Source organism: Rhodococcus sp. NPDC057135 (genome assembly GCF_042670865.1).
GTDB lineage: Bacteria > Actinomycetota > Actinomycetes > Mycobacteriales > Mycobacteriaceae > Rhodococcus_F.
In genome coordinates, this window is the sequence record NZ_JBHUUU010000010.1 from 255,094 (window position 1) to 272,667 (window position 17,574).

The following is a 17,574-nucleotide window of genomic DNA, read 5'->3' on the forward strand; positions in this document are numbered from 1 at the left end:
GAGAGTTTTCCGTCCTAGACGTAGTCGTAGACCGCTGAGGTGGCGCCGCCGGAAAGCTGTGCGTAGCCCGGACCCCGATCGAAGAAGGGTTCGTTCTCACCGCGCTCCGAACGCAACTGATCCCGGAGCTCCGTGGTAGCAGCCTCGTCGACAGACGGCTCGTCACCGTCGATCACGACAACTCCGTAGTCTTCGCGTGCGCCTTCGACGGAAACCTTGCGCCACTGAATATCTCGCAAAACTTCCTCGGTGGGACGCTCCAGTGGATCTCCCCAACCGCCGCCACCGGTGGTACGAATCCGTACGACCTCGCCGGCCTTGATCGGCTCGGCATCGGTCAGCGCGTCGAACTCACGCTCGTTCGGTCCACCCGGATTCAGTACCACGGAGAACGGCCGGCCGGCCTTGCCGCCCTTGACACCCCAGCAGGCGAGGATCGAACGGTCCGCGATGGACATGAAGTGCGCATCCTTGAGCATGCGAATGTGCTTCTCGTATCCCAGGCCGCCTCGGTAGCGCCCGGCTCCGCCGGAATCCATGGCCAGACCGAGCTTCTCGACGATGAACGGGAAGCGGCTCTCGGTGAATTCGGTCGGCAGGTTCCGCGAGTCGGGAACGACGTGAATCGTGTCCTCACCGTCCGCGTAGTAGCGTCCGCCCGAACCGCCGCCGAGCACCTCACGCATGAGGTACGAGTGCCCCTCGAAGTCCTCTCCGTAAACACCGGTGTATCTGATGGTTTCCTGATCGGCGGGCATGTTCCCGTCCACGGCCTTGGCCACGACGCCGGCCAGCACTCCGAGCAGGCGGAGGATGACAAACGTACGAGCGTTGGTGGGAGCGGGGAAGATCGGAGTGATCAGCGTCCCCTTCTCGGGGAACTTCATCTCGATCAGCGGTACGACGCCCTCGTTCACATCCAGTTCTGCCATGCGCTCCGGGGTGTCCGCGAGGTTACGCAGAATCGGCGCCAGCCACTTGATGAGGAAGTTTCCGTCCGCGTAGTCGCCGCAGTGGTTGATCGGGCCCTTTGCCTGCGGCCCGGTTCCGTTGAAGTCCAGGATGAGTCGCTCACCGCCCTCGTCTTCCGGCCGCGTCTTCGTGAGCGTGATCCGCTGGATGTGGAGCATCGGCTCGTCGACGCCGTCATGCTCGGCGTAGTCCTCCCAGGTGTACTCACCGACCGGGATCTTGCTGAGGATCTCGCGGCGGTACGTCTCGGTGGTCGCGTCCATCATCGCGTCGAAGCACGACTCGACGGTGTCGACGCCGTAGCGCTCGAACAATTCGGTGAGTCGACGCGCACCCATCAGGCACGCCGAACACTCGGCATCGAGATCGGCTGCGAGAGCGTCCGGCATGCGGGAGTTGCGCGTCATGATGCGCAGCGCCGCCTCGTTGGGAACGCCCTGGTCCCACAGTTTGATCGGCGGAACCATCAGTCCCTCTTCGTACACCGTGGTGGCACCGGACGGCATGGAGCCGGGGCAGCAACCGCCGATGTCGTCGTGGTGGCCGAATGCCTGAACGAAGGCGACAACTTTCGGTTCCGCATCGGGAGTGACGCGGGCGAAGACAGGCACGGTGACGCAGAGGTCGGGGAGATGGCCGATGCCACCTTCGGACAGGTAGACGTCGTTGTGGAAGTACACGTCTCCCGGTTTCATCGTCTCGAGCGGGAAGTCCCGCGCGATCGGATGAACCAGGGCGGAATACGAACGGCCCGTGAGCTTGCGGAGGTTCCGGTCGTGAATACCGGCGCGGAAGTCGTGAGCGTCACGGATCATCGGTGAGCGCGAGGTGCGCGAGATGGAGGTCTCCACCTCCATCTCCACGCTGGCCAGGTAACCGGCGACGATCTCGACCAGAATCGGATCAGGTGACGCGCCGTCGGTAGCGGTGAGTCGGTACGGCTTGGCCGCGGTGGCAGCAGCAGCATCGAGAATGGCGGTCATCACTTCACTCCGTTCGAGTCGGAAGACTTCGAGATACGAATGTTCCCGAAGGTGTCGATACGTGCCGAGAATCCGGGATGGATCGGAACAGTCGAGCTGAACTCCTCGATCACAGCGGGTCCTTCGATGACGTCACCCGCACCGAGCAGTGTGCGATCGTAGGTGGCCGTCTCGACCCAGCTGTCGAAATAGGATTGGCGTGAACCGGTTCGGGCGGTCTCGGCGCCGTTTCCGGCGGGGATTTCCTTGAGCGTCGGGCGCTTGATCGGGCCGATGCCGCTCACGCGCAGGTTGACCCATTCCACGTGCTGCGACGGGTCTCCCCGGAAGTCGTAGCCGTACAGTTCACGGTGTGCCTGGTGGAATGCCTCGGCCGCGTCGTCCATGATCTGCGCCGTGACGGCGCCTTCCGCCACGGGGGCACGTACCTCGAAGGCCTGACCGAGGTAGCGAAGGTCCGCAGTCCGGGAATACTTGCGCTGCGTCTCGTCGAAACCTTCTTCGGCGAGCGCGATCTCGGCTTCGCCGGCCAACGCGTCGAACTGGCTCTGCAGGTCTTCCGCCTTCAACCGGTCGTGGCGGCTGACATGCGTCTGCACGTAGTCGTTGCGCACGTCGACCGTCAGTAGACCGAACGCAGAGACGTTACCCGGATTGAGTGGGACGAGAACATCTTTCAGGCCGAGGATGTCAACGAGGCGGCAGGCGAGGAGGGAGCCGGAGCCACCGAAGGTCACGAGCGTGAAGTCGCGAACGTCGAGACCACGCTTGACGGTGATCTGCCGCAGGGCGTTGGCCTGGTTCCATGCCGAGACCTCCAGGACGCCGACCGCGCACTCCTCGTAACCCAGACTCAGCTGTGCTGCAAGCTCTTCGAGTCCCTTGCGTGCCAGTTCGGTGTCGAGGGGAATCTCGCCACCGAGCAGATGGGGTGGTATGCGCCCCAGCAAGACATGCGCATCGGTGATGGTCGGTTCGCTACCGCCCTTGCCGTAGCACAACGGTCCGGGATCGGCGCCCGCCGACTGAGGTCCGACCCGGAGGGTGTGTTCCGGTGTCATCCACGCGATCGACCCGCCACCGGCGCCGACGGTGACGACGTCGATCATCGGGATCTTCGACGGGTAGTTGCCCACTCGCCCTTCGGTTGTCAGCGCAGGCTCGCCGCGAACCACGACGGTGACGTCCGTCGACGTTCCGCCGCCGTCGCAGGTCAACACCTGCTCGACGCCGGCCGCGTCGGCGATCAGCGCGGCGCCGAGGGCGCCGGCAGCCGGTCCGGAGAGCACTGTCGTAATAGGCTGGTGAACAACCTCTTTGGCCGAGAGGACACCGCCGTTGGACTTCATGACGTAGAACGGGATATCACGAGGTTCGCCGTCGGTGGTCGAGAACTCACGCAGACGATTCGCGATGTTGTTCACGTAGTTGCGGATGTTCGGCTTGACCGCGGCGTCCACGAGGGTGGTGATGGACCGCTCGTACTCGCGATACTCACGAAGTACCTGGCTCGAGATGCTCACCGTCGCGTCGGGGAAAACTTCGAAGAGGATGTCGCGGACGCGCTCCTCGTGCGTCGGATCGGCGTACGAGTGCATGAGGCAGACACCGATGGTGCGAATGCCGCGGTCCTTGAAGAACTGCGCTGCGCTGCGGACGCTCTCTTCGTCGAGCGGGCGAATCTCGCTGCCGTCGAAGGAAAGCCGTCCGCCGACGGTGCGTACCCGATCGGCAGGAACGATGCGTTCGGGCTTGACCCAGAAGTACGAGTTGCCGTAACCGTCCGGCACCGACTGACGAGCGATTTCGAGAACGTGCTCGTAGCCCTCGGTGGTGATGAAGCCGAGGTTCTCCACCTTGCCTTCGAGCAGTTTGTTGGTCGCGACGGTCGTGCCGTGGCTGACCGCACCGATCGAGTCGCCGCTCTCGCCGAGCTTGGCGAGCACTTTCTCGATACCGGCGAGAAAGCCCTCGGCGGGGTCCGCCGGAGTGGACGGGGTCTTGGTGGTGACGATGGCGCCGGTTTCGTCGTCCACTGCAACGATGTCGGTGAACGTTCCGCCGGTATCGATACCGACCCGAATCTTCCTGGGTTCCACGCTTCCTCCTGAGATCTTTGGCTCGTCTCGTCTGGTACCGATCGACGGTGTGGCCTAGCCGGTGAGTGGCTCGTACCTGACGTGTAGTGCTATTCCACAGGTTCGGAACGGCGGATTCTTTGTCACAATTCGCCGAATCGGGGGACCAAGGTTCGGCGCACGATCACGAGCGGATCTTCGCCCGCGCCCCAGCGGGTTACGCGGACGTGAAAAACGCCCCGAACCTGGTCGGTTCGGGGCGTTTCCCTCATCGCAAAACAGCTGTGGAAGCCCTGTCGATACGCTGCTGAACTACTCGCGGCAACCAGAACGCGCCAGGAATCCGCCTATAGCAACACCTGACAAAGCAATGGCCGCTCCGACGACGGCGCTGACCATCACCGTGCGAGCATCGGCGCCACCCGCGGTCGGTGCAGCGGCCGGAAGGATCGCCGGTGCCGCGACGGCTCCGGAAACTACCGGCACCGCCTCGACCGACGCTGCCGGTATTGCCGCCGCCACGGCGGCAGTGACCTTCTCGGGAATGCCGTTGGCAATGACGCCGTCGATGCTCTTGAAGAACACCCCGGCCATCTTCTTGGCGACACCGGTGATCATCCGCTGTCCGACGCCGCCGACCATCCCGCCGACTACCGCGTCGGCGTCGTACGAAAGCAGCGTGCCACCCTCGTTCTCCGTCAACGTGACCGTGACGTCGGCCTTCACGGTGCCGGGAGCACCAGCGCCCGAAGCCGTCATGACAAACGAATTGGGCCGATTCTGTTGCGAAAGAACAACTTCGCCGTCGTAGACACCCTTGATCGACGCGACTCCCGCCATGATGGAGAGCTTGTAGTGATTGTCCGTGAGCTGCTCGAGCGACTGCACACCGGGAATGGTCGCGGCCAGTACACGACCGTCCTGGAGCTTGTCGTAGACCTCTTCTCGAGGTGCCGTCAGCTGCGCGGTGCCGGCGATTCTCATGCATTCTCCTCTGATGACGAACCCGCATGTGCGAGTCGAAGTTCGAACAGTTCGGACGGTGAAATGGGCATGGACGTGATCGAGATTCCTTCGGCATCCTCGATGGCGGCCGCGATGACGGCGCTGGTCGGGATCACACCGGCCTCACCGGCGCCCTTCATGCCGAGTGGGTTGAGCCCGGACGGCGTGACGGTGTGATCCATCTCGAGTGAATCCGGCATCTCAGTGACGAACGGCATCAAGAAGTCCATGTACGACGCGTTGAGCATCTGTCCGTGCTCGTCGTAGACGATCCGCTCGTAGAGTGCGCCACCGATACCTTGCGCAACGGCGCCCATGACCTGGCCTTCGACGATGCGCGGATTGATCACGTTGCCGCAGTCGTGGATGACGACGTAACGACGGACCGTGATCTCGGCTGTGACGGGATCGGTTTCGACGATCGCCGCGTGCACTCCCGAAGCGAAAGTCGAACTGGGCGGCGAGTAGTAGCCGGTGGCTTCGAGACCGGGCTGCTCGCCCTCGGGAATCGGCGGCTTCGACATGTCCGTGTCGGTCGTGGCAAAACCGGTAGCCAACTTCGACTCACGGTCGAACGCATATCGCAGCGGGTTCGACAGCACGGCAACAACACTCAGCGGTACAGAAGTACCTTCCACCCCAGGCTCGGTGCCGAGTTTGCACACGTGGCCACCCTGGAGTTCCAGTTCGGCTTCCGGCAGATTCAAGATTCCGGACGCGATCTTCTTCGCTTTCTCCGCAACCATCTGCGCCGCGACATGGAAAGCCGAACCCGACATGACCGCACCACGTGAGGCGAAAGTACCTACGGCATAACCGAACCGGCGTGTGTCACCGGTGACGATCTCGACGTCGGAGACCTTGACTCCGAGATCGTCTGCAACGATCTGGGCGAACGCGGTCTGGTGGCCCTGCCCCTGCGTCGTCAAGCCCGTTGCCGCCTTGACCTTTCCGGACGTCTCGACCACTACGTGTGCGCCTTCGTAGGGTCCAGGACCCGTTCCCTCGACGTACGCGCCGATACCGATGCCGACACTCCGCCCCTCGGCGCGAGCCTTCCTCTGGTACTCGGGAAATCCGTCCCAGTCGATGAGCTTCTTGAGCTTGTCGATACCGGCCTGGTAGTCACCCGTGTCGTAGATCAACGGGCGCCCGTCCTGGAACATGAGGCCGAAGTCGTACGGCATGTCCTCGGGGCGAATGAAGTTCGCCTCCCGTACCGCGATCTTGTCCTTGTTCAGGTACTTGGCGATGGCGTCCATGGATCGCTCCATCGCGAACACGGCCTGCGGACGTCCGGCACCTCGGTACGGGGTCACGATGACCGTGTTGGTGTACAGCGAATAGGCGTTGACCCGGAACGACTTCGGCTTGTACGGCCCGAGAACCTGTGTCGCGGTGTTGATCATGACGATGATCCCGTACGGCAGGTACGCGCCGTTGTCGTGCCAGAACGTGAAGTCGAAAGCCAACAGACGACCCTCGTCGTCGAACCCGATGTCGATCTTCTGGATCTGTCCGCGCTCGTGTGCGCTCGAGATGAAGTGCTCACGGCGATCCTCGACCCATTTCACCTCACAGGAGATGCCGGCCTGGCCGAGGCGCCGAGCGGCCCACGTGATCATCACTTCTTCGGGCCACGGATGGACGATCTTGACACCGAATCCACCGCCGACGTCGGGAGCGATGCAGTGAACCTTGTTCAGCGCCATACCCAATCGCGCGGCAACGGCGGCGCGGGCGGACGTGGACGTCTGGGTGGAGGTCCAGAACGTGAGGGTGTTCTCGTCGCCGTCCCAGCGCGCGTAGACACCCTTGCCCTCCATCGGCATGGATGCCGAACGCTCGATTTCGAGATCCAGCGTCAGTCGGTGCGGCGCGGCCGCAAGTTCGGCGTCCGGATCACCGAACCCGTGCTGCAGATGAGCGGCGATGTTGTCCGGAACGTCAGCGTGGACTGCATTGGCGGCAGTGCGGGCGACATCGATTCCCACTACCGGCTTCAGTGTCTCGTACGTGACGTCGATCTTCGCGCACGCATCCTCGGCGATGTACCGATTGTCGGCGACCACCATGGCGATGGCTTCTCCGACGTGGTTCACCTCGTCCTTCGCAAGGGGGTACCCGTTACGCGGAGCGATGATTCCCGGATGCGGAATGAGCAGTGGCAGGTTCTCCGCCATTTCCGGGGTGTCGGCCAGGAGATCATCGTAGGTGTAGATGGCATGTACGCCAGGCACTTCCAGTGCCTGATCGATGTCGATGTCGATGATTCGCGCATGTGCATGCGGCGACCTGACGAATGCCGCGATCAGCGCGTTGTGGCCCAGATCGTCGAGATACCGCCCCTGACCGCTGAGCAGACGCGTATCTTCCTCGCGCGGAATCGGTTTGCCGAAGAACTTGCCGTCGTCGGCAACCGAATGATCGGCCGTCGAATGATCGGAAGCGGGGTGCTTCGCCCCGTTGCGCTTTGCTGGTTTGACCGGAGTACTCATGCCTTACCCGCCCGTCCTCCGACGGGATTCGTTGTTCCCCTCACCTTGCGATCCAACGCCTCCCGAGTGGATGCGTCGTCGATTCCGAGCGGGAACTGCCCGGCTCGTTCACGCTTGATCTCCGCTGCGCGCAGAACCGACGCCCTGATGTTCTGGTATCCCGTACAACGGCAGAGGTTTCCCGCTATAGCGTCCGTTGCTTCCTCACGCGTGGGATTGGGGTTCTCCTCGAGAAACGCCGCGATGGTCGTCACGAATCCCGGTGTGCAGAATCCGCACTGCAAGCCGTGACAATCCTTGAACGCCTGCTGAACCGGATGCAAGGTGCCGTCCGGCTCGACGAGTCCTTCGACGGTGGTGATCGATCGACCTTCGAGGCTGGCGGCGAGGACGAGGCAGGATCGCACCGGCTTTCCGTCGAGCAGCACGGTGCACGCACCACACACGCCGTGTTCACAACCGACGTGCGTTCCCGTCTTACGGAGGTGGTGACGAATGGCGTCCGAGGCCAGAGTGCGGGAGGGGAGAACGACGGTGCTCGTCACCTCGTTGAGCGTGAACGTCACGGCCACATGGTGTTCACCGGTATCTGCTGCCAGCTCGGCAAGTTGATCATCGATGGAGCGATCGTTTTTGGACATGGTCACCACTTTCCTGCCAGTACTGCGTTCTCACTGAGAGCATCTGTTGCCGCTGCAAACCCGACCCGCGCCGTGAGCGCGGACACCAGTTGCGAGCGGTACGCCGCCGTCCCGTGAATGTCTGCCTCGGTATCTATCTGCGCGCGGGCACATTCCCCGAGGGTGCGCCAGCGCGGATCTCGCTGATCCGTCGCGGATGCCCCCGCCAGCACGTCCGTGTAGTCCACGACCTGCCCCAGCTCTCCGGCGGACACGTACGTCATGTGTGCCTCGGCCACCAGACCGTCGACCACGCGAATACGCGCAACGACACCGACCAGTGCGTAGTCACCGTGACGACGAGCAATCTCGTCGATGGCGGTTCCCACGCCGGGCTCGGCGGCCGGCACCGACACCGACACCGCGATCTCGTCAGATTCCAGGCTCGATTCGAGGGGACCGACAAAGAGATCCGTCGACGCGATCTCGCGGGTGCCACGCACCGACTGCACGCTCACGCTGCCCCCGAGCAGTGTCAGGACTGCCGGCATCTCCGCCGACGGGTCGGCATGGACGATGGAGCCGACGCTCGTCCCGCGGTTACGGATCGTGGGGTGCGCTACCAACTGCAGTGCGCGGTTCAGCAGAGGCTGAACTCGGCGAGCACCTTCGTCGGCCGCCAGCACCGAGTGCGTGGCCAGGGCCTGGAACCGCACTCCTTCGTCTTCGGACGAGGTCACCGAAGCGAGGTCAGGGATCGATCCGATGTCGACGATGTGGGCGGGGGCGGCGAGGCGCATGGACAGCAGCGGCACAAGCGATTGCCCACCGGCGAGCACCTTCCCCTCGTGAGATACCTCGGAGAGGATTCGGCACGCGTCCTCGACCGAGGACGGTCGGTGATAAGTCAGCGGCGACGGTTTCATTACTCAATCCTGCCTCTATGAGTCACTTCACGTTTTGTGCAGATGTGACAACGGTCACGGGTCATACCTGGCATACATTCAACTTGGCATCACGTGAGCTGCGCCACGGGCTCTTCCCTTTCGTCATCTGACGCATTCGCCCCCGGCGTTGCGCCCGGTCGCCGCCCGGACTTCGACCTGTTCAGCTCGGGGTTCCGGGACCCGACGAACTGGCAGAGGTGGTACATCACGATCACGACGATGGTGCCGAGCGCGATACCTCCGAGCGAGAACGTGTCACTGAACTTCAGAGCCGTGTCACCGATACCGATGATCAGGCCGGCGGCGATCGGCATCAGATTCAGCGGATTCCCGAAGTCGACACCGTTTTCTTTCCAGATCTTGGCGCCGAGCAGACCGATCATGCCGAACAGAACCACCAGAATTCCGCCGAGAACGCCCCCGGGAGTCGCCGCCATGACTGCTCCGAACTTGGGCGAGAAGCCGAGCAGGATCGCGATGAAACCCGCGATCACGTACGCGGCGGTCGAGTACACCCGAGTGGCTGCCATGACACCGATGTTCTCGGCGTGCGTCGTCGTGGGGGAGCCGCCTACCGCGCTGGCGATGGCGGTGGCAAAACCGTCACCGGCAATTGCGCGTCCGATGTAGGGGTCGAGATCGTCGCCCGTGATCTCGGCGACCGCCTTGACGTGTCCGGCATTTTCCGCGACCAGTGCGATGACACCCGGAAGGACGAGAACGATGAACGTGAGGCTGAACGAGGGAGCGTGAATACCGACGATTCCGTTGGCTTCGTCCGAGAACGGCGGCAACCCGAACCACGACGCCGAGTGCACCGAATCCCAGTTGACACGAAAGTGCTCGGTGAGTGCTCCGCTACCGCCGGCGGACGTGATCGGGCCGGAGACCCGGTCGAGGACCCAGGAGAAGATGTAGCCGAAAACCAGCGCTACGAGAATGGCGATACGTCCCAAGAAGCCGCGTAGCGCAACACTCATCACGATCAACGCAACCATCACGATCAGTGCCACCCACTGGTCCTGCGGCCAGTACAACCCCGCGACAACGGGAGCCAGGTTGAATCCGATCAACATCACCACTGCGCCGGTGACCACCGGTGGTAGCGCTTTACTGATGACGCCACCGCCGAGGAAGTGGATGGCGACGCCGACAAATCCCAGAACCAGCCCTGACACCAGAATCGCGCCGGTCACTTCCGCCGTCGTTCCGCCCTGGGCGCGAATGGCTGCGACACCACCGACGAACGCCGCCGACGTACCGAGGTAACTGGGGACGCGTCCTTTGACCACCAGCAGGAAGAAGAGGGTACAGAAACCCGACATCATCACGGCAAGTTGAGGATTGAGACCCATGATGATCGGGAAGACGAACGTCGCCCCGAACATCGACACGACATGTTGACCGCCCAACCCGATGGTCCTCATCCAACTGAGTCGCTCGCCCGGCGCTACCACTTCACCGGGTCCGATGTTCTTGCCATCTCCGTGCAACGTCCAGATCGGCATGACGAGACCTTTCGCGAAGGAGGAAGGTGTTCGAAATGCTTTGTGCCCCAGCTCACAAACACCGTGTCTGGAGTGAAACGCTAATACAGCACCAAGTTTTGGACGTGATGACAATCTGCCAGAACCCGCTCGCCGAGATTGGCAACAATGGTGACAGATGATGCGGACAGGGATCATCGTCAGTGCTGGAGACAGTTTCGACCGAAATGGGGGCGCCGTCACGAAGGGCCCCAACATTTTCTTCGGCTTAACGGTTCCGTAACACGATGTCTGTCAACGGAAAACGATTCTCCTAGCCGAGGGCTGCGAGGATCCCCGCGGCCATCTCCGCGACCTGATCGTCGGTCATCACAAACGACGGCGAAATCTGCATCGCACCCTGACCCGCAGCGCGACCCGAAATACCATGCTCGCGAAGCGTCTTCACAAACGGCAACGCCTCCGCCGGATCAGCCAACTGCACAGCCGCGACCGCACCGAGCCCACTACGAACCTCCGCCACCCGCGGATGCTCGGCCAGCGGCTGCAGATGCGTATGCAACGACGCCTCCAAACGCTTCGACTCCGCGAGCAGATTCTCACGCTCGAGAATGTCGAGGTTCGCCATCGCCGCCGCAGCAGCACCGGCATGCCCGCCGTAGGTGTACCCATGGCGCCACCACGAACCGGCATAGAACGGCTCCGCCACCCGCGGCGCGATGAACACCGCACCCATCGGAACGTAACCCGACGTCAAACCCTTTGCCGTGGTCATCATGTCAGGCTGCAAATCGAAACGGGTGGACGCGAACCACTCACCACCGATCCGGCCGAAACCGGTCACGACCTCGTCGACGACAAAGAGGATGTCGTGCTCGCGGCAGATGTCACGCACCTCGGCCAGATACCCCTCCGGCGGCAGATACACCCCACCCGCACCGATGATCGGCTCCGCGAAGAACGCAGCGATCTTGTTCGCACCGATCTTCTCGATCAACTCGAGCAGGCTCTTCGCATCGTCCCAGCCGACGGTCGCCGCATCCGCCATCAGCTCGCCGTAACCCTCACGGTTCACCGGAATACCAGCCAAAGCCGTTCCCGCAACATGCATTCCGTGATACGCCTTCTGGCGTCCGACAATGATCGTCTTCTCCGGCTGCCCCACCTCGTGCCAGTACCGGCGAGCCAGCTTCGCCGCAGTGTCCACCGAATCCGAACCACCCGAGGTGAAGAAGATCTTGCTCCCGGCAACCGGCGCGATGGCCGCCAGACGCTCGGCCAACACCTGCGTGGTCTCGGGAACAAAATCACCGAAGTTGGAGAAATGAGCGATCTTCGACAACTGAGCCGCCACCGCATCCGCAATCTCGGTGCGCCCGTGCCCGACATTGGTGAACCACAGGCCCGCCGTCGCATCCAGATACCGCGTGCCCTCGGAATCCCAGATGTACGCGCCCTCACCGCGTGAGACGACAAACGCGCCGTTCTTCTCCACAGCGCCCATGTCCGCGAACCCGTGCCACAATGCCGAAGCCATCATCGTTCTCTCCCAACTGGATACGTCCGAAATAGATAAGTCAGTTCACGCGGAGTGCGGGCGGAAGTACCCGCTCGACCCACTTGGTTGCCTGCTCGAACGCGTAGGCGAGTTGGAGAACGTCCAAGTCGGCGCCGTGCCGACCGATGATCTGGATACCCATGGGAAGCGAACGATCATCGAAGCCGACCGGCATCCCCGCAACCGGAACCCCGGCCATCGTCCAGGGAACAACCGTCTCCATCCACCGGTGATACGTGTCCATCGACCGGCCGTCGACGACCTCGGGCCAGTGAGTGTTCTTGTCGAAAGCAAACACCTGGGCACTGGGAGCGAGAATGTAATCGTAGGTTTCGAACATCTTGGTTATGGCCGACAGCCAGCCGTTGCGAGCCTCCGCGGCCTTGGTCACGTCGAGAGCCGAGAGTGTGACCGCGTGCTCGAGTTCCCACAACAGTTCGGGCTTCATCAACTCGCGCATGCTCGGATCGTTGTACTGATCGATCAAGCCGAGCTGTGCCCACCAACGCCATCGCAAGAACAGTTGCCAGATGTCCTCGGGTTTGAAGTCGGGAAGTGCTGCCTCGACGTGGCACCCCAACTGTTCGAAGACCTCGAACGAGGATTCGCACAACTCGAGGACTCCAGGTTCGGTTGCCAGGTAGCCGTTCCAGTCACCGACCCACGCAATCCGAGAGCCCTTCAGATCACGGGCGAGGCTTTCGGTGAATACAGCGGGATCCTCGCGAATCCCCAACGGTGCATAGGCATCCGGCCCCGCCATCGTGGAGAGCAGGTGAGCCACGTCGGTGACGGTTCGGCCCATCGGGCCCACAACAGCGCCCTGCGCAATGAATCCCGTCTCCGGTACGCGGCCCCAGGAAGGTCGAAATCCCACAACGTTGTTGAACGCCGACGGGTTTCGGAGCGAGCCCATGTAATCGCTTCCGTCCGCCAACGGAAGCATTCGGAGCGCCAGCGACGCTGCGGCACCTCCGCTGCTACCGCCGGCGGTGCGCGAAGTGTCGTACGGCGACACCGTCGTACCCCACACCGGGTTGTACGTCTGGGAGCCGAGCCCGAACTCCGGTGTGTTGGTCTTGCCGATCACGATGGCGCCGGCAGACTTGATCCGCCTGACGAACAGTTCATCTTCTTCGGCGATTCGATCCGCGAACATCGGCGACCCGGACGTGAACGGCAGACCCTTTGCTGCCGACAGGTCCTTCACTGCATGCGGAAACCCGTGCATCCAACCAAGATAGTGCCCATCCGCCAACTGAGAATCGCGCTCGCGCGCCTCTGCCGTCAACGCTTCCCGATCCCGCAGCGCAACAATCGCGTTCACTGCCGGGTTATGCACTTCGATCTGGTCGAGGAAGCTGTCCATCACCTCGACACATGACACTTCACGCCGGCGTATCAGACCACTGAGCGTCACGGCATCGGCCATGACGAGATCGCCACTCTCAGCCACACCGGAATCGCTCTCGTCGACAGGGTCAGCAGCATGAACCATCGTGAATCCTTTCAAGCAGTGAAGTGGGGTGCGCCGGGAGATACACCGGACGGACTCACCGCCACCGGCAACTGATTCGAGGACGAATAGCCGGTGGCGGCGCGACTGTCGAAGTTTCCAGCGAGGTTCTTACCGGCTACTGACCGAGATCGACGATGGCAGCGACGGGGCCGCCGCCTTCGGGGCCCTGGTGCGCTGCCGACACCGACACGAACACTGCCGGATCACCGGTGACAGCTGCCGTGACTCCGCCGACACACGACTTGATTTGGCGGTGCCAGTGCACGTCGGAGTCGTCGAGCATCGCATTGCGACGGCCGCGGACCGTTCCGTCCTGGCTGGCCTCGCACTTCAAGAACACGTTGACGAGCTGGCCGTCCAGGTCGCTCGAGTGCGGCCGCTCCGGTAGCTCGAGGCCGGCGTCACGGATCGCCGCCCAGATGCCGTCCTGATCGAGCGGATCCTTCATCACGCTGTGCCCGATGCGGTAGCGTCCGCCGACGCCACGCGCGTTGCCGACGACAACGATCTGAGCGCGGTCCAACTCGACGCCGGACGAGCAGGATGCAACTGAGGAGAAGAGTTCGCGGCTGTGCATGACATCCTCGTCGCTCGGCATGTCGATTTCGCCGAGCGCAACCGCGATCCCCAGAGCCGTTCCGCCGTTGGACAGGTCCATCGACTCATGAGTCTGTTCGGTCCACACCGTCTTGCCGCGGCTTTTGGCGTCACGGATGGTGTGAATGGTCAGCAACGGAGTCTTGGTCTGTACGTAGTGCACGTCGGCGGGATCGGTGATGCCGGCGTTGGCCATCGCATCTTTCACTGCCGCAGCTACTTTGGTGATCATGGCCGTACGGCCGATGTCCTCGGGCAGCAGTTGCTCACTCATGGCGACGCCCACGGTCAGTCGCGGCTCGTCGGTCTTGGTGACCTTGTCTGCCGGTACCGTCGCGAAGATCGTCGCGTGCGGGCTGATCACGCCGTCCGTACCACCTGACCAGACGATCGGCACCTGCGCCACCTCGTCGAGGCTGCGATTGCCCTTGGCGGAGAGAACCTCTCGAAACGCTCGGTCCGCGATGATGCGCGTGTAGTCGTTGACGCCGCCGTTACCCTCGGTTTTGCCGATGACTGCAATGACGCGGTCGGCCTCGAGGACACCGTCGTCGATCAGCTTGGCGAGCTCGCTGGCGTCGGAGACGCTGTGGAGCGGAACCTTACGGACCTCGATTGCTTCGAGCATTGGCATCTCCTTGTATAGGGAATCGTGGAGGCAAAATTGGGCCTTGACAGTTCCCGGCGCCCAGTCCAGCCGAGCGGTTCGGAACTGCCATGCCGACCACGCTATGACGACTCGAACCCTTCGGCATCGTCAATACTTGCCCAAACGAAAACCGTGATTGGTTATTTCGACTCCGATTCACCGGTTGTGCGCCGCCCCATCGGTTCTCACTTACGATTCGACCATGGACACCACTGTTGTCGACCATCCGCTGGCGGCATCTCTGCTCACGACCATGCGCGACGCTCGCAGCGACAACGCAACATTTCGGTCCGCCCTGCGCAGACTGACGCACATGTTGGTCTACGAGGCCACGCGCGGCGCAGAAGTGGAACGATTCGACATCGAGACGCCAGTTGCTCCGACGCAGGGAGTGCGACTGGCGAATCCGCCGCTCCTGGTACCGGTCTTGCGTGCCGGCCTCGGCATGGTCGAACAAGCGAGCGCCCTCATTCCGCAGGCAGGAGTCGGTTTCGTGGGAATGGCGCGAGACGAGAAGACACACCAGCCGGTTCCGTATCTGGAGTCCCTGCCCGCTGATTTGTCGGGCACCCCCGTCTACGTCCTCGATCCGATGTTGGCAACTGGTGGATCCATCGTCCGCACAATCGATCTGCTCGTTGCGCGCGGTGCAACCGACGTGACTGCAATTTGCGTCGTCGTGGCTCCGGAAGGGATCGAAGCGTTGAAGAACTCCGGACATCCGGTCCGGCTCCTCACCGCGAGCATCGACGACGGCCTGAACGAAAATGCGTTCCTGGTACCTGGACTCGGAGACGCCGGCGATCGCCAATTCGGACCAAGATAGTCGCCAGACATACGGAGACCACTCATTCCGAGAGAGTATTTTCGTCAACTGTTGACAATGTTCACTGTGCGATCGAGCGTAGTCTCGCGACATGGATAGATCTGCCAAATATTCGAGCGAAGAGCTTCAACATTTGCCAGAAGGTGGCGACTACAGACTGACGGTTCGGGATGTCCTCGAGCTGCCCAGTCTGCGTGGAGCCGAAGTCCTTGCCGGGCACGGGGGTTTGCGGCACCTCGTCCAGTCGGTGAACGTGATGGAAGTTCCGGACATCCTGGCTTGGGTGAAGCCCAACGAGTTGTTGGTGACAACCGGGTTCCCGCTGCGCTACGGGCGGACCGGAGAGCTTCTCGACGACACAGATCTCAGTGACCTCGTCGACGGTCTTGCACGTCGAGGAGTCGCGGCACTTGCCGTGAAAACGGGCCGCTATCTCGACGAACTGCCCGAGGCGATGCTGCACATGGCAGAGCAGCGAGGCCTGCCGCTGTTGGTTCTTCCCGTCACCGCAGGATTCGACGAGGTGATTTCGGAGGTCTTCACCAAATTGGTGGCGAAGCAGTCCGCGGCACTCGACATTGCCGATCGACTACACCGCTCGTTGACGTCGATCGTCTTGGAAGGTGGCGATCTACCTCAGATTGCCGCAGAATTCGCCGCGCTTTTCGACGTCAGCGTTCTGATCTGCTCGCCGGACGGAAGGGTATTGACCGAGGCCGGGGATTCAGCTGCGCTGAACGCGCTTCCGTTGTTCGAAAGCACCGGCCGGTTCCTGACCGAGCGGGTCGCTGTCGGTTTACAGAACGCGCCCAAGGGATTTCCCGGCCAGTTGGCGCTCACCCGAGTGGTGGCCGGCGGCACCGACCACGGCCGAATGGTGGCGTACGCCGGTACCCACGAACTCGGCGCAGTTGTCGTACAAGCGTTGGAGCGAGCGGCCACCGTTGCTGCTCTGGCCGTCACCAAGCAGTTGGCGGTTGCGGCAGTGGAATCCAAGTTCCGCGGCGACTTTCTCCGCGACGCACTGATAGGCGAAGCCGGCTCGCCGGCGGAAGTAAGCGCGCACTTCACCCAGTTGGGGTGGGACGTTACTCGCCCCCTTGCCGTTGTGGTTGCAGAACTCGACGTCGACCACCCGGAATCCCAGCACGCGAATTCCACTCGCACGGACCAGGATCGACTCAGTGACGGCTGGCAACAAGTGGTGCGTACCCACGAGCGGACGGCACCGTCCGTCGGGTTCCGACACGAGGTGGTCACGCTTTTCCCGACCAGCACCGACCGCGCAGTTCGGGACATCGAAGGGTTGGTTCGCAAGGTTGCCGGAGATCGCACCAGCGGCCGCCGCTCCTTCAGTACGGGAGTGAGCCGGGTGATCTACTCCCTGGCCGACCTTCCTGCTGCCTACGACCAAGCCTGCACAGCCGTAGTCGTCGGCCGACGCATCAACGGGCCGGGGCGGATAGCGCACTTCGACGAACTCGGCGTACACCGACTCCTCTCGCTTCAGACAGACAAGAGCGAACTGCGCTCGTTCACCGATGACGTTCTGAAGTCGCTGGCGGCGGACAACGCCGAAGCCGCGGACTTGCGTCTTACACTCCAGACTCTGCTCGACTGCAATTGTAATGTCGCCGAAGCGTCCCGGGCACTGCATATGCATTACAACACTTTGCGATACAGAATCGGAAAGCTGGAGAGCGTCGTCGGATCGTTCACCGACGACCCCGTTCTCCGGTTGAACGTCTCACTCGCCCTGCAGGTCATGAAGATGCACGAAATGTCATGAAAATGCACCAAATAGGCTGACAGAGCGCCCCGATTGCGGTTCGACA

12 protein-coding genes are annotated in these 17,574 nt (G+C 62.5%); 2 read left to right on the forward strand and 10 right to left on the reverse strand.

The features are described 5' to 3' along the window. Window positions 1–14: 14 nt before the first annotated feature. From ACFT1A_RS20470 to ACFT1A_RS20515, 10 genes are all read right to left on the reverse strand, one after another. Window positions 15–1,955 (reverse strand): hydantoinase B/oxoprolinase family protein, encoded by a 1,941-nt coding sequence (locus ACFT1A_RS20470; protein WP_378448497.1) that lies wholly within the window; start codon window positions 1,953–1,955, stop codon window positions 15–17. Beyond that, window positions 1,955–4,054, reverse strand: a complete 2,100-nt coding sequence (locus ACFT1A_RS20475; protein ID WP_378448498.1) for a hydantoinase/oxoprolinase family protein — start codon at window positions 4,052–4,054, stop codon at window positions 1,955–1,957. The genes ACFT1A_RS20470 and ACFT1A_RS20475 overlap by 1 nt, the downstream gene beginning before the upstream one ends. Window positions 4,055–4,345: 291 nt before the next feature. Next, complete coding sequence (locus ACFT1A_RS20480) at window positions 4,346–5,017, reverse strand: carbon monoxide dehydrogenase subunit G (protein ID WP_113682843.1); 672 nt, start codon at window positions 5,015–5,017, stop codon at window positions 4,346–4,348. After that, window positions 5,014–7,536 carry an aerobic carbon-monoxide dehydrogenase large subunit gene (gene cutA / locus ACFT1A_RS20485; protein WP_378448499.1) on the reverse strand — a complete coding sequence of 841 codons (2,523 nt, stop codon included), beginning with the start codon at window positions 7,534–7,536 and terminating at the stop codon, window positions 5,014–5,016. The genes ACFT1A_RS20480 and cutA overlap by 4 nt, the downstream gene beginning before the upstream one ends. Further along, window positions 7,533–8,177 (reverse strand): (2Fe-2S)-binding protein, encoded by a 645-nt coding sequence (locus ACFT1A_RS20490; RefSeq protein WP_029256750.1) that lies wholly within the window; start codon window positions 8,175–8,177, stop codon window positions 7,533–7,535. The genes cutA and ACFT1A_RS20490 overlap by 4 nt, the downstream gene beginning before the upstream one ends. 2 nt (window positions 8,178–8,179) lie before the next feature. Continuing rightward, on the reverse strand, window positions 8,180–9,082 hold the full coding sequence (locus ACFT1A_RS20495) for an FAD binding domain-containing protein (RefSeq protein ID WP_378448500.1): 903 nt from the start codon (window positions 9,080–9,082) through the stop codon (window positions 8,180–8,182). A gap of 89 nt (window positions 9,083–9,171) precedes the next feature. Further along, the gene (locus tag ACFT1A_RS20500; protein WP_378448501.1) at window positions 9,172–10,611 is read right to left on the reverse strand and encodes a uracil-xanthine permease family protein; all 1,440 of its coding nucleotides are present in this window, start codon (window positions 10,609–10,611) and stop codon (window positions 9,172–9,174) included. A gap of 292 nt (window positions 10,612–10,903) precedes the next feature. Beyond that, on the reverse strand, window positions 10,904–12,127 hold the full coding sequence (locus ACFT1A_RS20505) for an aspartate aminotransferase family protein (protein ID WP_378448502.1): 1,224 nt from the start codon (window positions 12,125–12,127) through the stop codon (window positions 10,904–10,906). A 40-nt stretch (window positions 12,128–12,167) separates the two neighbouring features. After that, entirely contained in the window at window positions 12,168–13,646 is a 1,479-nt protein-coding gene (locus ACFT1A_RS20510) for an amidase (protein WP_378448503.1), read from the reverse strand. 136 nt (window positions 13,647–13,782) lie between these two features. After that, entirely contained in the window at window positions 13,783–14,892 is a 1,110-nt protein-coding gene (locus ACFT1A_RS20515) for a ring-opening amidohydrolase (protein ID WP_378448504.1), read from the reverse strand. A gap of 223 nt (window positions 14,893–15,115) precedes the next feature. On the opposite strand from ACFT1A_RS20515, the gene upp reads away from it, so the two are divergent. Both upp and ACFT1A_RS20525 read left to right on the forward strand, forming a co-directional pair. Next, window positions 15,116–15,739 carry a uracil phosphoribosyltransferase gene (upp, locus tag ACFT1A_RS20520; protein WP_378448505.1) on the forward strand — a complete coding sequence of 208 codons (624 nt, stop codon included), beginning with the start codon at window positions 15,116–15,118 and terminating at the stop codon, window positions 15,737–15,739. A gap of 91 nt (window positions 15,740–15,830) precedes the next feature. After that, window positions 15,831–17,528: a PucR family transcriptional regulator gene (locus tag ACFT1A_RS20525; RefSeq protein WP_378448506.1), complete on the forward strand. Its 1,698-nt coding sequence runs from the start codon at window positions 15,831–15,833 to the stop codon at window positions 17,526–17,528. Window positions 17,529–17,574 lie beyond the last annotated feature (46 nt).